Source organism: Micromonospora sp. NPDC048986 (assembly GCF_040649335.1).
GTDB classification, from domain to species: domain Bacteria; phylum Actinomycetota; class Actinomycetes; order Mycobacteriales; family Micromonosporaceae; genus Micromonospora; species Micromonospora alfalfae.
In genome coordinates this window covers 64,290-84,011 of the sequence record NZ_JBEZFJ010000014.1, presented here as the reverse complement: position 1 = coordinate 84,011, position 19,722 = coordinate 64,290, and the positions used below count along the sequence as shown (strand labels likewise).

Annotated in this window: 10 protein-coding genes; 9 read left to right on the top strand and 1 reads right to left on the bottom strand. The window is 70.1% G+C overall.

Annotated elements, in window-relative coordinates:
- Positions 1–187: 187 nt before the first annotated feature.
- From AB0B94_RS25835 to AB0B94_RS25825, 3 genes are read left to right on the top strand one after another with little or no spacing between them, the layout of a single operon-like run.
- On the top strand, positions 188–2,029 hold the full coding sequence (locus AB0B94_RS25835) for an SCO2524 family protein (protein ID WP_357285490.1): 1,842 nt from the start codon (positions 188–190) through the stop codon (positions 2,027–2,029).
- The gene (locus AB0B94_RS25830) at positions 2,030–2,959 is read left to right on the top strand and encodes an SCO2523 family variant P-loop protein (RefSeq protein ID WP_203120842.1); all 930 of its coding nucleotides are present in this window, start codon (positions 2,030–2,032) and stop codon (positions 2,957–2,959) included.
- Positions 2,944–3,921, top strand: a complete 978-nt coding sequence (locus AB0B94_RS25825) for an SCO2522 family protein (RefSeq protein ID WP_274525405.1) — start codon at positions 2,944–2,946, stop codon at positions 3,919–3,921. Before AB0B94_RS25830 ends, AB0B94_RS25825 begins: the two co-directional genes overlap by 16 nt.
- A gap of 6 nt (positions 3,922–3,927) precedes the next feature.
- Here AB0B94_RS25825 and AB0B94_RS25820 read toward each other — a convergent pair whose 3' ends face one another.
- Entirely contained in the window at positions 3,928–4,884 is a 957-nt protein-coding gene (locus tag AB0B94_RS25820; RefSeq protein WP_357285484.1) for an SCO2521 family protein, read from the bottom strand.
- Positions 4,885–5,183: 299 nt separating this feature from the next.
- Between AB0B94_RS25820 and AB0B94_RS25815 the strand changes: the two genes are divergently transcribed.
- From AB0B94_RS25815 to AB0B94_RS25790, 6 genes are all read left to right on the top strand, one after another.
- Positions 5,184–9,395, top strand: a complete 4,212-nt coding sequence (locus AB0B94_RS25815) for a HEAT repeat domain-containing protein (RefSeq protein ID WP_357285481.1) — start codon at positions 5,184–5,186, stop codon at positions 9,393–9,395.
- Positions 9,396–9,461: 66 nt separating this feature from the next.
- Positions 9,462–11,261: a RyR domain-containing protein gene (locus AB0B94_RS25810; protein ID WP_357285477.1), complete on the top strand. Its 1,800-nt coding sequence runs from the start codon at positions 9,462–9,464 to the stop codon at positions 11,259–11,261.
- Positions 11,251–11,763 carry a hypothetical protein gene (locus AB0B94_RS25805; protein WP_357285474.1) on the top strand — a complete coding sequence of 171 codons (513 nt, stop codon included), beginning with the start codon at positions 11,251–11,253 and terminating at the stop codon, positions 11,761–11,763. The genes AB0B94_RS25810 and AB0B94_RS25805 overlap by 11 nt, the downstream gene beginning before the upstream one ends.
- 215 nt (positions 11,764–11,978) lie before the next feature.
- Complete coding sequence (locus tag AB0B94_RS25800) at positions 11,979–12,338, top strand: hypothetical protein (protein WP_357285471.1); 360 nt, start codon at positions 11,979–11,981, stop codon at positions 12,336–12,338.
- A 106-nt stretch (positions 12,339–12,444) separates the two neighbouring features.
- Positions 12,445–15,993 (top strand): hypothetical protein, encoded by a 3,549-nt coding sequence (locus AB0B94_RS25795; RefSeq protein ID WP_357285468.1) that lies wholly within the window; start codon positions 12,445–12,447, stop codon positions 15,991–15,993.
- Positions 15,994–16,064: 71 nt separating this feature from the next.
- Positions 16,065–19,559: a hypothetical protein gene (locus tag AB0B94_RS25790; protein WP_357285464.1), complete on the top strand. Its 3,495-nt coding sequence runs from the start codon at positions 16,065–16,067 to the stop codon at positions 19,557–19,559.
- Positions 19,560–19,722: the final 163 nt, after the last annotated feature.

Genomic DNA, 19,722 nt, shown 5'->3' with positions numbered 1-19,722 from the left:
CGCAGCGTGGGGGCGTGGCATTGCATAGCGCGCCCGATTGGCCGGAGTGCCGACACGCGGCCGTCGAAGCCTTTCAGGTGGCACTCGACTGGCCCGCTACCATGATGCTGAACGGCATAGTGGACCATCGTGGGCACGGCAATACCAGAGGCTTCGAGTCGACGACTACAACAGACGGCGGTGGGTCATGCGGATGCAGCCGCGCCAGGAGATCCTCGACATCTGGCGGGCTACGGTTCGCAGTTGCTGGGCGAACGGTGAATGGCACTGGGGTAGCCGAAGTGGTAGCAACTCGATCAGCGACGCCGAGCAACTGCTGACCCTGTTGCTCCCCGCGGCCAAGGTCCCCGTGTTGTCACTGGACGACCCGGACCGCGCCGACGAAGAGGTGATCGAGGCGCTCAGCCCGATCGGCGGCGCGATCGAGATTCCCCGCCGCCTGGTCAGCGTGATGATCGACTATTTCCGGCGGTACACCGACGACGCCGGCGCGCCGATCTTCGGCGGGGGCAGTTACCTCACCCCGCTCGAGGGCGGTCCGGAGCTCACCGACGAGCAGCGTTCCCTGGACATCGTCGACTCGTTCGCGGTGTCGGTCACACTCACGCTGGCGACGATCGGTTTCGTCAAGGTCTACCGGGGCTCCACCCAGCGGCGCGACCTGTTGGCGCAACTGGACGAACTGGACGCGATGGCGGGTGCGCGCCTCACGGCGGCGATGGTCGGTCTGCTCCGCAGCTTCAGCACCTTCGTCTTCACCTCCACCGACGAGTACGGCATTCGTCTGTGCGACATGGTCAACCAGGACGAGCTGCCGCGCCGCGAGTTGGTGGCGGCGCTGCGCGAGCAGTTGCGGGACACGATGGCGAGCCTGCGTAGCGTGATCATCGGGTCGGGTCGGGTGACCGAGGACCTGGACAACAGCGAGATGCTGTTCGAGTGCGGCTGGTCGTGGGGGATCATCTCCGGGGCCGAGGAGGTCCCGACCACCGAGCCGATCGGCCTGCAGCGTGAGGGCTCGGCGGAGAACGCCCCCTACCTGTACTTCACGGTCATCGCGATGGACGCCATCGAGGACCTGAACTCCGAACGCACCCGGCTGCTCGGGTTGCTCAACGAGGAGCAGCAGCGGCTGTCTAGGGCGCTGCAACTGCGCTGGGAGCTCACCCGGACGTACTGGGCGACGGTGGCGACCTTCGGCAACCGACGGCGGTGGCCCATCGAGGACATCCCCTGGCGGACGACCGACGGTGACCGGACCGACTACTACACCCTCCAGGCCACGTCGCTGGCGGTGAAGGGCCTGATCGCCGTCGGGCGCGGCGGTGACGAGGAGCTCGGGCGGATCGCCTCGGTGCTGGTGGAGCTGGCGCAGCGGGCGCGGATCACCCGCCGGGCGTCGCCGGGCGAGCCGGCGCTGTTCGTGCACGCGCCAGGCAAGCGGGTGACACTGAACGACGACACGTCAAAGCCGATCATGACCTGGAACGTCAACGAGTTCTCCACGGTGCTGTTACAGCGGGCGACCACCGTCGCCGGTCTGCTGAGCAACGCCCGACGGCGCAGTGAACTGCTCGAGCTGGCCGACGAGGTGTGGGACCACCTGCTGCTGCGGCGCATCCCGGACGGCCGGCACCAGGGGCTGTGGGACCACGCCGGTGGTGCCTTTCCCGGCCTGGCGCCGAAGCCTGACGCACCCTCCTGGTACCTGACCGAGCGGGTGGTGCAGGCTCTGGTCACCTCCGGTCAACTGCTGTGGGAGCGGCCATTCCCACGAGCCGGCCGGCTGGCCGACTACGCGCAGGATCTCATCGACGAGGCCGAGTACCTGTTCGACCGGGAGTTGATGCGCGGCACCTTCGACGGTGAGGCGATGCAGCGCAGCATGCGCAGCATCAGAGCCAGCCTGGGCCGGGCGCAGCTACTGGTCGACGAGCGTCCCGGCACGGCGGCCGCTCTGGTGAACACTCTCCTGTTACTGCTCAACGACGTCGCCACCGGGCAGCAGAAGGCCAGCGAGGGGATCTGAATGCTGGTCTTCGTCACGTCGCACAAGGGCGGCACCGGTCGGTCGGTGACCGCGGCGAACATCGCCTACCGCAGCGCGTTGTCCGGTCGCCCCACCTGCTACCTGGATTACGACTTCGGCTCGCCGACCGCCGGCATCACGTTCCAGATTCCGCAGGCCGTCAATGGCGTGGAGGGCGCCGGGCCCAACGGTGGCGGCCTGCACCGATACTTGCGCGGGGAGATCCCGTCTCCGGAGCAGTTGGACGTGTGGGGCACCTCCGAACGTGCCAGCCTGCGGCAGAGGCCCATCGGGTCCGGTCCGCTGGTGCTCCTGCCGGGGCAACGCAACGGTAGCGAGTTCGGCTTCACAAACGACATCGCCAAGCGCTGCGCCGAACTCTTCCTCAGACTGGAGGAGGAGTTCGACCTGACCCTCGTGGACCTCAGCGCCGGCCGGTCGTACGCCAGTCAGATCGCGCTGGCCGCCACCGCGACCTCGACCCTGCGCAAGGTCGCCGTGCGCTGGTTGGTCTTTCACCGGTGGACTCCCCAGCACGTCACCGCAGCGGCGGACCTGGCCTTCGAGGCGGGTGGGATCGTGGCCATGGGCAAGGAGTACGGCCACGAGCCGGACAGGCTACGGGAGTCGCTGCGCTTCATCCGTACGGCGGTGATCGACTCACGTGGCCCGGAGGTCGGTCACCTCGGCCTCGCCCAGCAGGCCTTCCTGCGCAAGTGCGACGCGGAGCTGTCGGAGCTGGCTCGACGACGCGGTGTCGGGCGGACGACGCTGCTCGGCGTGGTGCCGCTGGATCCTCTGCTGCAGTGGCGGGAGCAGCTGATCTCCGATCACGACGTGCAATCCAAGATTGCCAACGTCAAGACGGTGGACGCCTTCGTTGACCTGACGGAGAAGCTTTTCGACGAGACGGCATGGGACACCGCGTGATCGGCATGGATGTCAGGTTCCAGGAGGCAGCTGCGGTGCGTCGTACAGAGAGCGTGGCGTACTCGCATCTGTCCGTGGAGCTGGGCCACTTCTACGCGGAGGACTTCGGCGACGGGTGTGAGGAGCTGAGGCGCAAGTTCGAGCGGATCGCGGACTGGTCGGCCGCTATCCCGGCTCTGGCCCGTCGAGGGCTGCCTGCGCACCGGGAGCCGCGGATCAGCACCTGCTTCATGTTGGACGACTACTTCCACCGCTTCGGCACCCCCCGCGAGGTGATCCCGCAGGTGCAGAGCGCCGCGGCGGAGCACGGCCTGGTCTTGGACTACGTGGCCCGGGAGTCCAGTTTCGCCCGGCACGACGGTGCCGAGCTGGCCCGGTTGGTGGTCGACACACTGGTCGTGGAACCACCTCGGCACACCACCGGGAGTCGTCCACCGTTGAGCGAGTCGGGCTGGCTGTCCAACGGTAAGCGGTCCCCCGGGCACGTCGACGCGCCGGCCATGACGCTGCCACGTCCGTGGTCTCCGCCGTTGCAGTCCGGCGATCCCCGGCACTCCATCTTCGTCGACATCGAGCTCTGGTCCGACGAGCCGGACGCCCGGGTGTGGGCCTGCGCCCTGCTCGCCTCGGTCTGGCAGATGACCCGACTCGGCGTGCTACGGCATCGGGGCGAGACGATGACGCAGCCGTGCCGGCTCGCCGGCGAGCTGCCGACGGACTGGGACGAACTGCCGGCGATCGTGCAGCTGAACCCGGCGGCCGCGCCGTTCTGCGCGTATCGCACGCTGACCCTGATGGGCACCCAGTACCTGCCGGTGGAGCTGGCCGTACGGACCATCCTCGGCCAGGTGGCGGTGCCGCCGGCGGTCGCGCAGCAGGTCGCCAAGCGGGCCGGCGGCGAGGGCCTGCACCTGCCCAGCGAGCTGGTCGACCGGCTGAGCTACGTGTTCATCAGCGACTGAGCGTGCTCAGCGCCCGCACGGCTCGTCGATCGTCACCCGGCCGGCCAGGTCGCGCAGCAGGGCCATGTTGCTGACGCTGATCTGATCCCGGATCCAGTTGACCGACGAGTTCCACTGGCGGCTGAACCCGGGTACCTGCTCCAACTGGTCCCAGATCGGCCGCAGCCGGGGGTGCACCCGCGCGCCGGGCAGCCACAGGTGCAGCAGGTGCTCCAGCACCGGCCGCAGCCGCTCGACGTGCTCCTGCCCGGAGGCCGATCGGGTGACAGCGGACTCCACCAGCGAGGACAGCACTGTCAGCAGCCAGTCGTGCAACGCGAGATCTTCGCAGAGCCCGGCCATGGCGGCCGGCACGTCCTGCGGGTCGAGCACGAGTTCGACCGTACGCAGGGTGGGCGAGTCCACGGTGACCACCGCCGAGACCCCCCGGTTCGGGCGCTCGTCGGTCTGCGCGGTCCAGCGCAGCCGTGTGCGCGCGGTGCGCAGTGGTGGGCGCCGGTCCAGCAGGTCGGACATCTGCACACCGTCGAGCACCCGCCCGGTGATCGCCTCCAGGTTCAGCACGTCGGCGTCGTTGCCGTGCAGGAAGCCCGCACTCAGGTCGGCGACGTCCAGCTTGCCGACCGTCTCCAGGACGCCGGGGTTGGCCAGATAGTGCGACCACGGCTGGCGGCGCTCGCCGGCGACGACGTGGATGACCGAGGAGGCCTGCACGATCCTGCCGCCGGTGATGATCGCCCGGGTGACGACGGCTCCCACCCCACGTAACTGGCGCTTTCTGGCGCTCGGGAGCCAGCAGTCGACGCCGGTGCGGACATCGGGTGACACCGCGTACAGCGATGGACGCCGGGAGGTCAGCACGGCCTCGCCCTCGATCAGGCTGAGCACTTCGGCGCTCTGCTCCTGGGCCAGCGCCGTGCGGTGCTGCAGAAGGCTGGTGTGCACCTCACCGACAGTGAGCATGGCTTCCTCCGCAACGCTGCCACCGACCACCGCGCTCGTTCCGCGGTGTGCGGCTCATGCTGATTGACGTACACCCCTCGCGACCGGCACTGACACGCGTCCGCGTCGGACAACCGAAACTCCACGAGTACGAGATTCGACCGCCCGGATGCGTATCTGTTGATGGCCATCATAGGCCCGGGGTGGACGGGAATCCCATGTACGGCGGGCGTTCGGAGTGTTCGCGGGTCGGACGGACGTGACAGCGACTGATATTTTCAATGGTGCGGTCGCCAGCCACCCCCTGGAGTTTGCCGTTCATGAAGGTCTACATTTCGGCCACACAAAAGGACCTGCTGGAATACCGCGCTGCCGTGCACGCAGTGGCTCGCCGCCTGGAGATCGACGACGTGGCCATGGAGGCGTACGGCGCCGACGTCCGGCCGCCGTTGGAACGCTGCCTCGCCGACGTGCGCCGGTGCGACCTCTACGTGGGGCTGTTCGCCTGGCGGTACGGGTTCCGGCCGCCCGGCCAGGAGTCCTCCATCACCGAGTTGGAATACCGGGAGGCGCTCGCGGCGGGAAAGCCCTGTCTGGTCTTCCTGCTCGCGGAGGACACGCCCTGGCCGGTCGACATGATCGACCGGGATGCCGACTGGCAGCAGATCGTCGCACTGCGCCGCGAGCTCAAGGAGCGCCACCTCTGCGCCTTCTTCTCCGGCGTGGACGACCTCACCGCCAAGGTGACCGCCGCGCTGGCCGACGTGCGCAGTGGCAGGTCCCCGGCCCGCGAGCCCGCCGACCCGGACACCCACCTGCCGGCGGCCGTCCGCAACCAGTACTACAAGCAGTTGTCGCTGAGATACCAGGCCGTCTCGGTGGACGCGGTCTCGCCGCGTCCCACCATCGGCTATCTCACGGTCGGGCTGCCCAAGGTGTTCGTGGAGCCCCGCGTCCACGAGGACGCGCGACCGGAGATGCCGCTGGCGTGGTGGCGTTGGGCCGGGTCCACACCGGGTGACGACGTCGGCGGGCTGCCCGGGGTGGTCAACCCGGAGGAGGTGGAGCGGCTCTGGGAGGAGTACGCGGCCAAGGACGAGCTGTCGTTGTTCGACGTGGTGTCCGACCCGGGCCGGCGCACGATCGTGCTGCTCGGCGACCCCGGCTCCGGCAAGTCCGCAGCCGCGCGGTACCTGGCACTGACGTTGGCCGAGGTCTGCGTCGAGCCTCGACTGAGTGCGCTGGACCGGTACCTGCCCGTCCTGATCGAGCTGCGCTCCTACGCCACCCATCACGGGGACGGCCGGTGCGACGGCCTGCTCGACTATGTCGGCCACCGCCACCAGCAGGGGCTGGCCGGCGTCGACCAGGAGGTGCTGGAGGCGTACCTGCGCCAGGGCGGCCAGGCACTGTTCCTGTTCGACGGCCTGGACGAGGTGTTCGACCCGGCGCAGCGGGAAGAGGTGGCCGCGCAGATCGCCACGTTCGCCAACGAGTACCCGGGGGTGTTGACAGTGGTCACCTCGCGGGCGGCCGGCTATCAACGGCACACCTTTGCCAACGCAGGCTTCGACCACTTCACCCTGGAGGATCTCGACGACGAGCAGATCGCGAGGTTCCTCGGCAACTGGTACCGCTACGTGATGCCCACGCCGGCCGCGGAGGCAGAGCGGCAGCGGCGGCAGATCCTCGACGTGGTGGGCAGTTCCCGGGCGATGCGCGAGATCGCCGGCAACCCCCTGCTGCTGATGCTCATGGCGATCGTCGGCCGTGGTCACCCGCTGCCCCGCAACCGACGTCGGCTCTACGCGCACGTGACCGACGTACTGATCTCCGAGTGGGATGTGACCAAGCAACTGCGCGAAAGCCACGGCGACGTGCCGTCGCTGGACCTGCAGGCGAAGCGCCGGCTGCTGCGTCACCTGGCGTACTGGATGCAGTTCCGCGAGTCCGGCCCCGCCGGCAACTACATTGAATCCGACGAATTGGCGCGCATCTTCCGGGACCACCTCGTCGCGTTCTACGGTTTTGAGAATGAGCGGGCGCTCGCCATGGCCTACTCGATGATCGACAAATTGCGGCAGCGAAGCTTCATCCTGGAACGTTACGGACTGCGACTGTTCGGGTTTGTGCACCGCGCGTTCCTGGAATTCTTCTGTGCCGAAGAGATCGTGGACAGATGCGAGCACGACCCGACGTGGGGCATCGATCGTCTGCGTTCGCTGTTTCGCGATCACTGGGCCGATCCGTCGTGGCGGGAGGTGCTTCGACTGGTCGCCAGCGCCCTGCCCGCCCAGACCGCCAACGAGCTGGTCACCCTGCTCGCCACCGAGGCCACCCAACAGTGGCCGCCGCTGAACCTGACCGGGCCGCCGTGGAACCTGGTGCTGGCGGCGCAGTGCGTGGCCGAGGCGCCGCAGCCCGCCGAACTGGCTGGCGCGGGCGACGCCGTGCTGCGCCAGGTCGTGCGTCTCGTCGAGCATGGCATCTCCGCCGACGACCCGAACCTGGTGGACCTCACCGAGCAGGAGCTGCTCTCCTCGATCCGGGCGCTCGGCCCGAGTTGGCCCGGCCGGGAGATCTTCCTGCACTGGTACCGCCGCCGTGGGGTCCGGACCAGCTGGCGATCCGGCTCTGCCTTCGCCACCCGGATCGCCGCGGTGCTGTCCACCGCCGAGGAGCAGATGGAGGACCTGCTCGTCCGGGAGTTGGGGCAGGGCCGTGAGCGGCAGGCCCACCTCACCCTGGTCGCCGGGCTGGCCGAGGCAGCCGGCCGGCTGGAGGCCACCGGTTGCAGCAGTCGCCAATGCCGGGACATCCTGCTCGCCCAGGCGCACGCCGAGGTCTCCACAGCGGTGCGGCAGGCCGCCGTACGCGCACTGGTCGCCCACTTCGGCACCGACCTCGACCTCGTGGACGTGCTGCGCGACCTCGCCAGCTCCCCCGACCTCGCGGTGCGGGCGTTGGCCGTGCAGTCCCTCGGCACCCGTTCCGAACTCTCCGACGACGTCCGTCAGGTGTTGGCCAGGGCCACCGGAGACACCGCCGTCGCGGTGCGGCGAGCCGCCGCCGGAGTCCTCACCGCGCGGTGCGCCGACCTGCCGGACGCACCCGAGACGATGCAGCGACTGCTGGCCACCGACGCCGACCCCGGTGTGGTGCAGTGCGCGCTGAAGGGTCTGCTGGTCCTGCCGGAGTACGCCGAGACCGCACGGACCACGGCGTTGCGGCGGGTCACCGGCGATTCCCCGGACGAGGTCCGACGCTGCATTCTGACCGAGCTGCTGCGCGAGCGACCCGGCCCGGAAAGCGTCGAGCTGTTGCTGAAGCTGGCCTGCTCGGACACGTCAGCGCGGGTCCGCGCGGTCGCCGTGCAGCGGCTGGCGCTCGTACCCGACCCGGAGGGGCGCTGCCGGGCCCGGCTGATCGATCAGATCGAGCAGGACGAGGACTCCTCCGTGCGAGCCGCCGCGGTCACCGCTCTGATCGACCGGGACCGCGCCGACGACACCGGGTGGACAGTGGTGGCCCGCTCGGCTCACGTCGACGAGGACGCGACGGTACGCCTCGCCGCGGTGCGCGCGCTGGCCGAGGCCTACCCCGACCACCGCACCGGGGAACTGCTGCTGGAGAGCGCTCGACGCGATCCGACAGCGAGCGTCCGGCTCGCCGCCGTCGACCTGCTCACCGGGCGACCGCTGTTCGGCCACGCGACCCGGGATCTGCTCATCAGCCGCGCCTCCCAGGAGCGGGACCCGATCGTCAGGCTGCGGGTCACCCGTAGCCTGGCCCGTCTCGCCGACCCACCGGACCTTGAGGTGCGCGAGTGCCTTGCCGAGCAGGTCAGTCGGGACCCCGACCCGAACGTCCTGTGCGCCGCCGCCCAGGCGCTCGCCCGCCACGGCGACGCCCCGGGCCTGATGGAGACACTGTGCCGGCGGGCCCGCCGAGACAGCTACGTCGGCATCCGGTTGGCCGCCGTACAGACCCTCTGCGCGTACGGGAGCCCGGAACTGGTGACCGACGTGCTGCTGGAATGCGTCGAGTCCGACACCGACCCGACCGTGTTCGATGCGGCAGTGCGTTGTCTGACCAAGCAGGGCTCGGCGTCCATGGCGGTGACGCTGCGGCTCATGCGCCGCCTGTCGGACCAGGACCCGGCGATCCGCGCCCGCATCGCCGCCGCGCTCGGCGAGCACTTCGGTGCCGACCCGGAGGTTCAGGTGCTGCTGGTCGGGCTGGTCCGCGACGATCCGGCCCTGGAGGTTCGCCGCCGGGCCGTGGAGCAGTTGGGCGCCAGCCTGGCCGGCCGCACGGGGGTACGGGACCTGCTGCTGCGGCTGGCTGACGACGATGACTGGGAGATCCGCCGGACCGCGCTGCTCGCGTTGACCCGTCACTACGACACTGACACCCGGACCCGGGAGGTGCTCGTGCGGCTCGCGCATCAGGAGGATGACGGCGCGGTGCGACGGCTGGCCGGGCAACTACTGGCCACGCTGCCCGACACCCGACCCGACGACTTTCCGTGATCGAGCCGGAGCCGTCGGTGCGCGTCGAGCCACGGTCCGATCGACCTCGTCAAATACCATGAGCTCATGACGGATCCGGTCGCCGGCTCGTCCCGCCCGGCCGGCTGGACTCTGCGAGTCCTCTTCGGAGTGATCGGGCTGGCCGCTCTCGTCCTCGGCTATGTCGGCTTCGAGCGCCTGCTCCAGGCCCGGCCGGACGTCGCCCACGATCCGTACGACGTGCTCTACTACGACCTGCAACTCTTCGTCTTCGGCGCCGAACCCTTCCAGAACGCCGGCCCGTACCCGTGGCAACTGCAGGTGGCCCGGTTCGCTGCCCCGCTGTTCACGCTCCTCGCCGTGGCCGAGGCCAGCCGGCTGCTGCTGGCCGCCGAGAGTCGCCGCCTGCGCGCCCGGCGGGCACGTGGTCACGTCCTGGTCTGCGGCGACTCCCAATTCGCGCACATGCTCGCCGACCGGCTCTTCGCCGACGGTGAACGTGTGGTGGTGGTGCGTTCCGAACCGTTCGGGCCGCTGGAGTACCGGTGGCGCCGGTACCTCGGCGTGGTCGGCGACCCGACCAGCCCCGAGGTGTTGCGCGGCGCCGGCCTGTCCCGAGCCCACACCATCTACGCCTGCAGCGAGGACGACGACCGAAACCACGCGATCGCCAACACCGCCAACCGGCTCATCCAGGACCGACGGCAACCACCGCGGGTCTACATCCTGGTTCACGACTCGGAGATGTGTCTGTCCCTGCAGGCCCGACGACTCGGTGCCGCCGGGTCGAGCCGGCTGCGGCTGGACTACTTCCACGTCGACGACGTCGCCGCACGCGCCCTGCACCGGCACCACCCGCTGCCCAGCGGGGGAGACCAACCGACCAGGATCCTCATCGCGGGCAGCGGCGCCTTCCGCCGGGCACTCCTGGTGGAGACCGCCCGGCACTGGCGCGCATCCCGAGCCGACACCCCCGGGGGCCACGCCGTGCCACCCCTGCGGGTGGACGTCGTGGCACCGGATGCCGGCACCGAGATCGCTCTGGCGTCGTCGCGTTACCCGTTCCTGGCCAGCGTCTGCCAGCTGACCGCGTACGACCTGGATCTCGACGGTGTCGTCGGTCTGGGCCGCGACCGCTACGACCGCATCTACGTCTGCGCACCGGACGAGATCAGCGGCCTGCAGTTCGTGCTGGACACGCCCGCCCTGTGGCAGGGCGCCGAGAGCGCCGTGTTCGTGCCGGTCTACCGGCAGGCGGCGCTCGCCGCGGCCTTTCACGGCGACTCCCGTCACGACCTGCTCGACGAGGTGCACGGCAAACTCCGCCTCTACCCGGTGCTCACCCACGCCTGCGACGCCCGGCTGATCGCCGAGGACCTCACCGAGCGGCTGGCCCGGCTGATCCACGAGCGGTACCTCCAGGCCCAACAGCGCGCCGGGGTACGACTCGGCGACGCCCCGGCGATGGTGGACTGGTCCCTGCTACCCGAGTCGTTGCGGCGGGCCAACCGGGCCCACGTGCAGGACATCGCCGCCAAGCTGCTGGATCTCGGTTGCGTCGTGGCGCCCCGGCACGGTGGCACCGGTGACGCCTCGGCCGCCAGGCAGGCCATCGACGACCGGCTCGAGGAACTCGCCCGCCTGGAGCACGACCGGTGGTGCCGGGAACGGCGCGGGGACGGCTGGACGTACGGCGACCCGCGTGATGACGCCCAGCGACGACATCCCGCCCTGCGGCCGTGGGAGGAGCTGCCCTCCGACGTGCAGGAGCAGAATCGCGAGGAGATCCGGGCGCTGCCCGACGTGCTGTCCGACAGCGGGTTCGAGCTGATCCGGCTGACACCCCCGGTGCCCGCACAGCGGAGAGGCCCGAGGGATGCCGCCTGACCTCGGCCCGGTCCGCGTCGGCGTGACCGGGCACATCAACCTGACCCGCGACACCGAACTGCTCGTCGCCGACGCGCTGCGCGTCGAGTTGGGCCGGATCAGCGACCGGCCCGTGCACGGCGTGACCTGCCTGGCGTCCGGCGCGGACCAGGTCTTCGCGCGCACGATCCTCGATCTCGGCGGCACCTACGAGGTGATCCTGCCGGCCCGCGACTACCGGGTCGCGGTGATCAGGCCGGAGAATCGGCTGGCCTTCGACGAGCTGCTCGACCGGGCGGCAGCGGTCGTCCACACCGGTTACGACCGCTCGGACACCGCGGCCTACGTGGTTGCCAACCGGGAGCTGGTCCGACGGGTGCAGCGACTCGTGGCGGTGTGGGACGGCAAACCTGGCCATCACCCCGCGTCGACGGACCGGACCATCGACTGGGCGCGGCACCACGGCGTCCCGACCACGATCCTCTGGCCCGTCGGTGCCCGCCGAACGCCCGTAGAGGACTGACGGGCCGGGCCTGCTGCCGGTGGCGAAGCACCGGCCAGAACACCTGATGGCGTGGTCGGTCGGCTGATTTCCTCGGTCGGCGTGGGCCCTCGGCTGGTGGCGTGGTCCGGTGCGGCGAAGCGGCAGGTGCCGTGGGTGCAAAGGGCGGCGGTACAGGCGGCAGGACGGACCGTTAAGTCCTCCCGATGTGCGGGGGCTGCCGTGATGATGAAGGGATGAACACACGGCGGATCGTGCTGGCGCTGACCTGTCTTGCGGTAGCCGGCCTGGGCGCGGCATTCCTCCTGCTCCGGGGAGACAAGGCGAGTCAGGTGGCCACGGTGGTGTCGGCGCTCGTGGCGGTGGCGGCGCTCGGCGTCGCCGTCTGGGCGGCTCTGCCCAGGCGGCGCTCACGCGGGCTGCGGGTGGCGGACACCGGTGACGCACGGGCTGGAGCCGGAGGTACCGCCGTTTCCGGTCTCACCGCTCCGGGCGCCGCAGCGGGAAGTGACCCGGGAACGGTCGAGGTGGAACGCACCGGCCCGGCCGATGCAACCGGCGGCGGAGATGCCACCAGCGGCATTCGACTGACCTGACCGGTGTCCGACTGAGACGTCGTGTTCGGCCCGTCAGGGCTGAGCGCGGAGGGCTGGGATGGTCCGGCCAGGAAGGACGCACCTACGTGGGACGAACGGAGCCCTGGTGACGGCGCGCGGATGGCGACAACCGTTGGCCGCCGTCACCAGCAGTGGGCAGGCGCACGCCGCGACTGGCGGGGTGGCGGTCAGCGGCGTCGTACACGGTGACGTGGCAGTGCACGCGGCGCCTGCTGCCCGCAGCGGGTACCGGCAGCAGGTTCTGCGCATCGCGCCCCCCGAACTAGTCGGTCGCCAGGCCGAACTGGACGAGCTGGCGGCGTTCTGCACGGCGCCGGACCGGGGGCCCTACGTGTGGTGGCAGGCGCCGGCCTGGGCCGGGAAAACCGCGCTGATGTCCTGGTTCGCGCTCAACCCCCCGCAGTCGGCGAAGATCCTGCCCTTCTTCATCACCGCCCGCTTCGCCGGGCAGAGCGACCGTGCGGCCTTCACGGAGGTCGTCGCCGAACAGCTCGCCGCATCGCTGGGGCAGCCGGCACCGGCCCATCTCACCGAAGCCACCCGCGAGGGCCATCTGCTCAGCATGTTGGAGGACGCGGCTCACCGATGTCAGCGGCGGGGCGAGCGTCTGGTGCTGCTGGTCGACGGTCTGGACGAGGACCGCGGCGTGACCACCGGACCGGACGCCTACAGTATCGCCGCGCTTCTGCCCGCCCGACCGCCTGCCGGGCTGCGGGTGATAGTGGCCGGCAGACCCCATCCACCAATACCGGCGGACGTACCGGCACACCACCCCCTGCGCGACCCCGACATCGTTCGTCCCCTGGACGGATCCCCGCACGCTGCGGCGGTCCGGGCCGACATGGAACGGGAATTGGTGCGGCTGCTGCGCGGCACATCGGAGGAACGGGACCTGCTGGGTCTGGTGGCCGCGGCAGGGGGCGGCTTGAGCAGGTCTGATCTGGCCGAACTGACAAGCATCAACACCTGGGAGGTTGCCCAGCACCTGCGAGCGGTCACCGGCCGGACGTTTGCCACCCGCACCGCCCGTAGGCAGCGAACGGCCGGGCCCGGAGAGGACGCCCGCGAGGTATACGTCCTGGCCCACGAGGAACTCCAGAAGACGGCACTCACGATGCTCGGCCTGGACAGGTTGTCCAGGTACCGCGAGCGGCTGCACACCTGGGCGGAGATCTACCGCGATCAGGGCTGGCCGTTGGCCACCCCGGAGTATCTGCTGCGTGGCTATGCCCGGATGCTACGCGCGACCGCTGACCTGCCACGTGCCGTCGCCTGCGCCACCGATTCCGCCCGCCACGACCGAATGCGCGAGTCGACCGGAGGGGACGCCGCGGCGCTCAACGAGATCGACGCCGCGGAAGCCCTGGTGCTGGCATGCGAGGAGCCCGACCTGGTGTCGACGGCCCTGATCGCCGTCCATCGACGACGGCTTCTGGAACGCAACACCTATCCATTGAGTTTGCCGGTTGTGTGGGCCGCCGCCGGGCAGCCGGACCGTGCCGAGGCACTGGCCCGCGCAATGGACGACCCGGACCATGTGGGTGTCGCGCTGGGGAAGATCGCCAAGGTGGCGGGTCTCGGGGGCGACCGGGCGCGAGCGGCCCAACTGGCTGACACCATCGAAGGTCTCGACGGGTTCGACTCGGCCTGCTGGCGGGCGCGCCGAATGGCCGCCGTGGCGGAGGCGGCGGGTGCCGCTGGCGATCACGACCGCGCCGCTGCTCTGGAGCGCGCCATGGATGTCGTCCTAGCCGATGCCACCGATGGCGAAAAGGCCGATGTGTTGGCGGCGGGTGCACGGGCGGCCGCCGCGAGCGGAAACCGCAGGCGGGCCGGCGAACTCGCTGATGCCATCGAAGAGTTGGCCCGGCGCAATGCCCATTCCTGGTGGCGAAGCGATGTCGAGTGGGCCGCTGATGCAAAGGAGCCGGAGCGTGTGACCATTGCGCTGCGACACCTGGGAGTCCTCGCCGGTACGGTGCGTTCCGCCCAACGGCGGGCCGAAATCGAGGCGAGCCTGGCGGTGGCTGCCGCTGCTGGCATCGGCCAACACGGCGTGGCGCTGCGCGAGGCGGCCGCGGAGTTGAGCCGGTGGGCCGAACCTCCCCTGTGGTTGTTGGAGGTCATTGAGCCGCTCACCCAGGCAGTGGCCGCTTCGGGCGACGCGCCACGCGCCGCACGGCTGGTGGACCTGCTCGCGGCGGCGGCTGCGGTTCCTGCTCATCCATGCTGGCAGGACTCAGCGTCGAGCCGGTCCTTGGCCCGGGCGGCGGTGGAAGCGTTGACCACGTGCGCCGACCGGGAACGTGCGGCAGTGCTGTCCCAGTCGATGGAGACCGTGGCCCGCGCCCCGGTGGTTGAGGACAAGGGCATGCTGTTGGTGGCCGCGGCGGGAGCGGCGGCGTTGGCGGGCCAGGACGCACGCGCCGGGGCCCTGGCTGCTGCGATCACCGACCCGGAAGGACAATCCGAGGCGTTGGCCTTGCTGGCGACGGTATCGCTTGGCCGTGGGGATCATCGTCGGGCAACTGCGCTCGTCACGGAGGCCGAGCGCGTCTGCCGCGACAACGTCCGGCCCGTTCCCAGGGCCCGAGCGCTGGCCGCACTCGCCAGAGCGACAGACGCCGCCGGCAACGGGGAGAGAACCGGACGCCTCGCCGACGCCCTCGCCGCTCTCGCCGATGCCACCGCCGCGCCTTACTGGAGAGCAGAGGTGCAGGTGGAGCAGGTGGGTGTACTGGCGTTGGTGGGTCAGACCGACCGGGCCGAGGCGCTCGCACGCACCGTCACCCCGCTGTGGATGAGGAAGTATGTCAGCGCCCGACTGGTACAGACGCTTTCCGTCCGGAGGGAGTTCGACAGGGCCGAAGCCTTCATCCTCGGCCTCGTGGACCATGAGGAACTGTCCGAGGCCAGCGCGGCGCTGACGCAGGCGGCGATCAGGCACGGCGCGCTCGACCGGGCCGCGAGGCTGCTTGACGTGTTCCCGGGTTCGCCGAGAGATCAGGCCCAGCTGCTGGCCTCTTTCGCCCGGTCGGCTGCCGTCGGCGGGGCCCGGCTCCGCGCCTGCGTACTCGCCGCCTCTCTGCAGGACCTCGCCCGCCTCTGTGCGGGCACCGAGTACCGAGAATCAGTAGCGTGCTACGCGGTGGAAGCCCTGGCCTGGAGCCGCTGCTTCGACGCGGCAGAGGAGCTTGCTCGCGGCATCACCGCTCCGTACTGGCGAGCGGCGGCGATGGGGGCCCGGGTGAAGGCGGCGACGAGGTCGGGTGAGCCGGGACTGGCGGCGGTCTTAGCCAACCGGGCCGAGATGTCGATGCCAACCGATCGGTGGGGTCGGTCCATGTGGCTGCAACACCTGGCGGAGGCGGCGACCATGACGGGCAGGATGGGCGCGGCACTGGATCTGGCTGAGCGCATCCCGCTTCCCGCCTGGCGCGCCGACACCCTGGCGAAGCTGGCGCAGTTCGTCGAGCCCGCCCAGGGACGGCGGCTCATGGCCCGCGCGCTCGCCCTGGGCGATTGGCGTGACCTGCTTGAGAGCCTCCTCCAATTCGCCCCTGCGGCGCTCCCGGCTCTCACCGACACACTTCTCGGCTGGGAGGAGACGAGCGACGGCTACGCCGCAGGTTAGCGGGCTACCAAGGTACTGGGCGTTGGCTCGGCGGATGGAGCAACGCCCTGACGCATCACAAGGAGCGAGGCATGCTGGCCCGAGACGAGCAGTCCGCGGCGGGTGGACGAAGAGGCCAGGCGGGGCCCGTGAAAGTGTCCGGCACCGGCGGGGCGCAGGCGCAGACCGGGGCGGTGGCCAACAGCGGCATCGTCTACGGCGACGTACAGGTCGGTATACAGCCGGTACCGCGTTCCGGGTACGGCGAGCAGATCAGGCGGATCGTCCCGGAGGTTCTGGTCGGCCGCGAGGCGGAACTCAGGGAACTGGCCGCGTTCTGCACCGCCGACGCAGGCGATCCCTACATCTGGTGGCAGGCCGGGGCGTGGGCGGGGAAGACCGCGCTGATGTCCTGGTTCGCTCTGCACCCACCCCCTGGAGTGCGGGTTGTCCCGTTCTTCGTCACAGCCCGGTTTGCCGCACAAAACGACAGGGTCGCCTTCACCGACGTCGTCCTGGAACAGCTTGGCGAACTGCTCCGCGAAGGTCCGGCCCCGTTCCTGACCGCCTCGACCCGCGAAACGCACCTCCTGCGGCTGCTGAACGACGCGGCTCACCGATGTCAGCGGCGGGGCGAGCGTCTGGTGCTGCTGGTCGACGGTCTGGACGAGGACCGCGGCGTGACCACCGGACCGGACGCCTACAGTATCGCGGCGCTTCTGCCCGCCCGACCGCCTGCCGGGCTGCGGGTGATAGTGGCCGGCAGACCCCATCCACCAATACCGGCGGACGTACCGGCACACCACCCCCTGCGCGACCCCGACATCGTTCGCCCCCTGGACCGCTCTGCCTTCGCGCAGGTGATCCGGACGGAGGCACAGCGCGAACTGAAGCACCTCTTGGCGAGTTCGGGGCCTGAGCGTGAACTGCTCAGTCTGCTCACCGCCTCGGGCGGCGGCCTCGGCACCGCGGAGCTGGCCGAGCTCACGGACCTGAACCCGTACGAGGTGGAGGAGATACTGCGCAGCAGGGCCGGGCGCACCTTCCGCCCGCGGGAGAGCCACTCCCGGCCGGGCGAACTCCCTGTGGTCTTCGTCCTAGGGCACGAGGAACTTCGCGAACACGCGGTCCGGATGCTCGGGCCGAAGATACTGAGCGCCTACCGGGATCGGATCCACGCCTGGGCAGACGCATGTGCTGCCGCGCGATGGCCGCTGGGAACCCCGGAATACCTCCTGCGTGGCTACTTCTCGCTGTTGCTCTCGACTGGAGATGTGTCCCGGATGGCCGTCCTTGCCGCCGATTCCGCTCGCCATGATCGGATGCGGGACCTGACTGGCGGCGACTCGGCGGCTCTGACCGAGATCCGTTCGGTCCAACACACCCTGTCCGAGGCGAACACACCGGATCTCACGGCTCTGTTCCGATTGGCCGTACGGCGCGATGCGCTGCACGAGCGCAACGAATGCGTCCCGGCCAGTCTGCCGGCGGTGTGGGTTGAGCTGGGGCAGCCTCGGCGGGCCGAGGCACTGGCCCGGAGCCTGTCTCAACCGCGCCAGCGCGCCGAGGCGCTCATTGCGGCGGCGCAGGCGCTGGCCGGCACGGGCGCACAGGAAGATGCCGAGGCGGTGCTCGCGGAAGCGGCCGAGAACGCACGTGCTGAACGCGACCCGCAGGATCGCGTTCGGGGCCTGGTCGACGTGGGACGGGCCTGGTGGTGGGTCGGACACCAGGCAGCGGAAGCCGCACTGCGGGAGGCGGAGGCCCAGGCGGCCGCCCTGGTCGTCCCCTCCGAACAGTCGGAGGCGCTGGTGACCGTGGCCGAGGGATGGCAGGAGACCGGCCACCTCGACCGAGCGGGGACGGCGGTCTGGACGGTCATCGAGCTGGCCCGCAACGGGCTGTCGTTTGCCGAGGAATGGCGACGCGTCGACCTCCTCGCCCGCGCGGAACGGGTGCTCCACGCGCTGAAGGACACAGAGCACGCCCATCCGGGGTGGCCACACCAGACGCTGATCGGGGACGGAGACCTGCTCTCTGAGTCAGCCTTCCCTCTCCACGTCGCCTGGGTCCTGCGGGACCGCCCGGAGCAACGCGGACGAGTCGGCGACCTGCTGGCCAAAGCCGAAGCCGTCGCACGGTCGGCGGCGGCAGAGGAAGAGGGAGGGCCGGACTCCACCCTGCTGCGGATAGGGATTGTCCTGTCTGCCGCCGGTTTCACCGAGCGCGCCGAGGACATCGCCCGCGACATCAGAGAGAAGGACCAGCTACTGGCCTTTGTCAGCAAAGATTTAGCAGGGTTCGGCAAGACATCGCAAGCTGAAGCATTGGCCCGTTCCATCGGCGACGCCTACCACCGGGTGGCTGCTCTCGGCTCGGTGGCGAAGGCGCTGATCGTCGAAGGGCGACACCCCGAGGCGTTCTCCCTGGCCGTCGAGATTGAGGCGCTGGCGCACGACACTGTCGATCCGCTGCGCGATGCCTGGCAGCTGATCGACCTGGCAGACGCCCTGGCAAAGGCTGGACGGCGCGACCAAGCCCTTCCGTTGCTCGGTCAGGCCGAAGTCCTCATTGCGGCGCAGATTGATGATCCTCAGGCCGCGGAACGAGCAGGGCACCGACTGGGCAGAGCACTGGTCAGCGCAGGGGCGCCGGACCGAGCCGAGGCCGTGGCCCGCGGGCTGACCGATCCGCTGTGGCGCGTCCGGATTCTCACAGCAGTAGGGCAATCGGCGGCCACCGGCACCGACCGGTCACGCGCTCTTGCGGTCCTGCAGGAGGCGGCGGAGACAGCCGCCGCGCTCACCGACCCAACCCACCACGCATACGAGCTCAACGACATCGCCGTCGCGCTGGCAACCGCTGGCGCGGGGAAGCAGGCCGAGTCGCTGGCACTGTCGATTGAGTTTCCGGGAGAGTACGGCAATCCAGCGCTCGACCGGGTGGGCAGGGAACTAGGCGTCCAAGGGCAGCAGGCACGTGGAACGTCCATCCTCATCCAGTGCGAGACGGAGGCCCGGGGACTGAAGGACATCGGTCGCCGCGTCTGGCGACTGACGCTCGTCGCTGAGGGTTTCGCGGCCTGCGGGCACCCGGAACGGGCTGCCCTGCTGCTCGTCGAGGCCGAAGCCGCAGGCCGAAAGCTCTCCGACCCGACGGATCGCGTCGACTGCCTCATCGAGGTCGGCGAGGCCATCATGGCCTGCGGGGACCACGATCGGGCGCGCCTCCTCCTCACCGAGGCTGTGGAGTCAAGCCGTGCCCTACCAAGCCGTCACAGTCGCAGTAGGGCACTCTTCCTGGCCGGAATGGCCTTGGTGGCCGCCGGTGAGTATCGGGAGGCCGAGGAACTGGTACCCGAGATCGACGACCCCGCTCTCCAGGCGCGGGTGCTCACCGCACTGGCGCAGGCGGTGCCTCCACAGTGGGCGCGTCGGCTCGTCGCGCAATGCCTGCTCTGCGCTCCGTGGCGATACGCGTTGGACGGCCTCGCCGTGACCAGCCCGTCGGCACTGGCAGCGGTAGCGGATGAGGAGTACGGAAGAGCAGAGGACGGCGCGGCGACACCAGAGGGGGGATTCAGGTAGGCGGCTGGGAAACTCACGCCGAGACGGCGATGGGGGAGCAGTAGCGGCAGCGTCGGGGCTGCGGTGCTCGTCTGCGCCACCCACCACTACAGCGGGCTGGCCGGACGTCTGCCGATCAGACGATTCTGAGATGCCGTGGCGAGCACATGAGACACCGAACGGC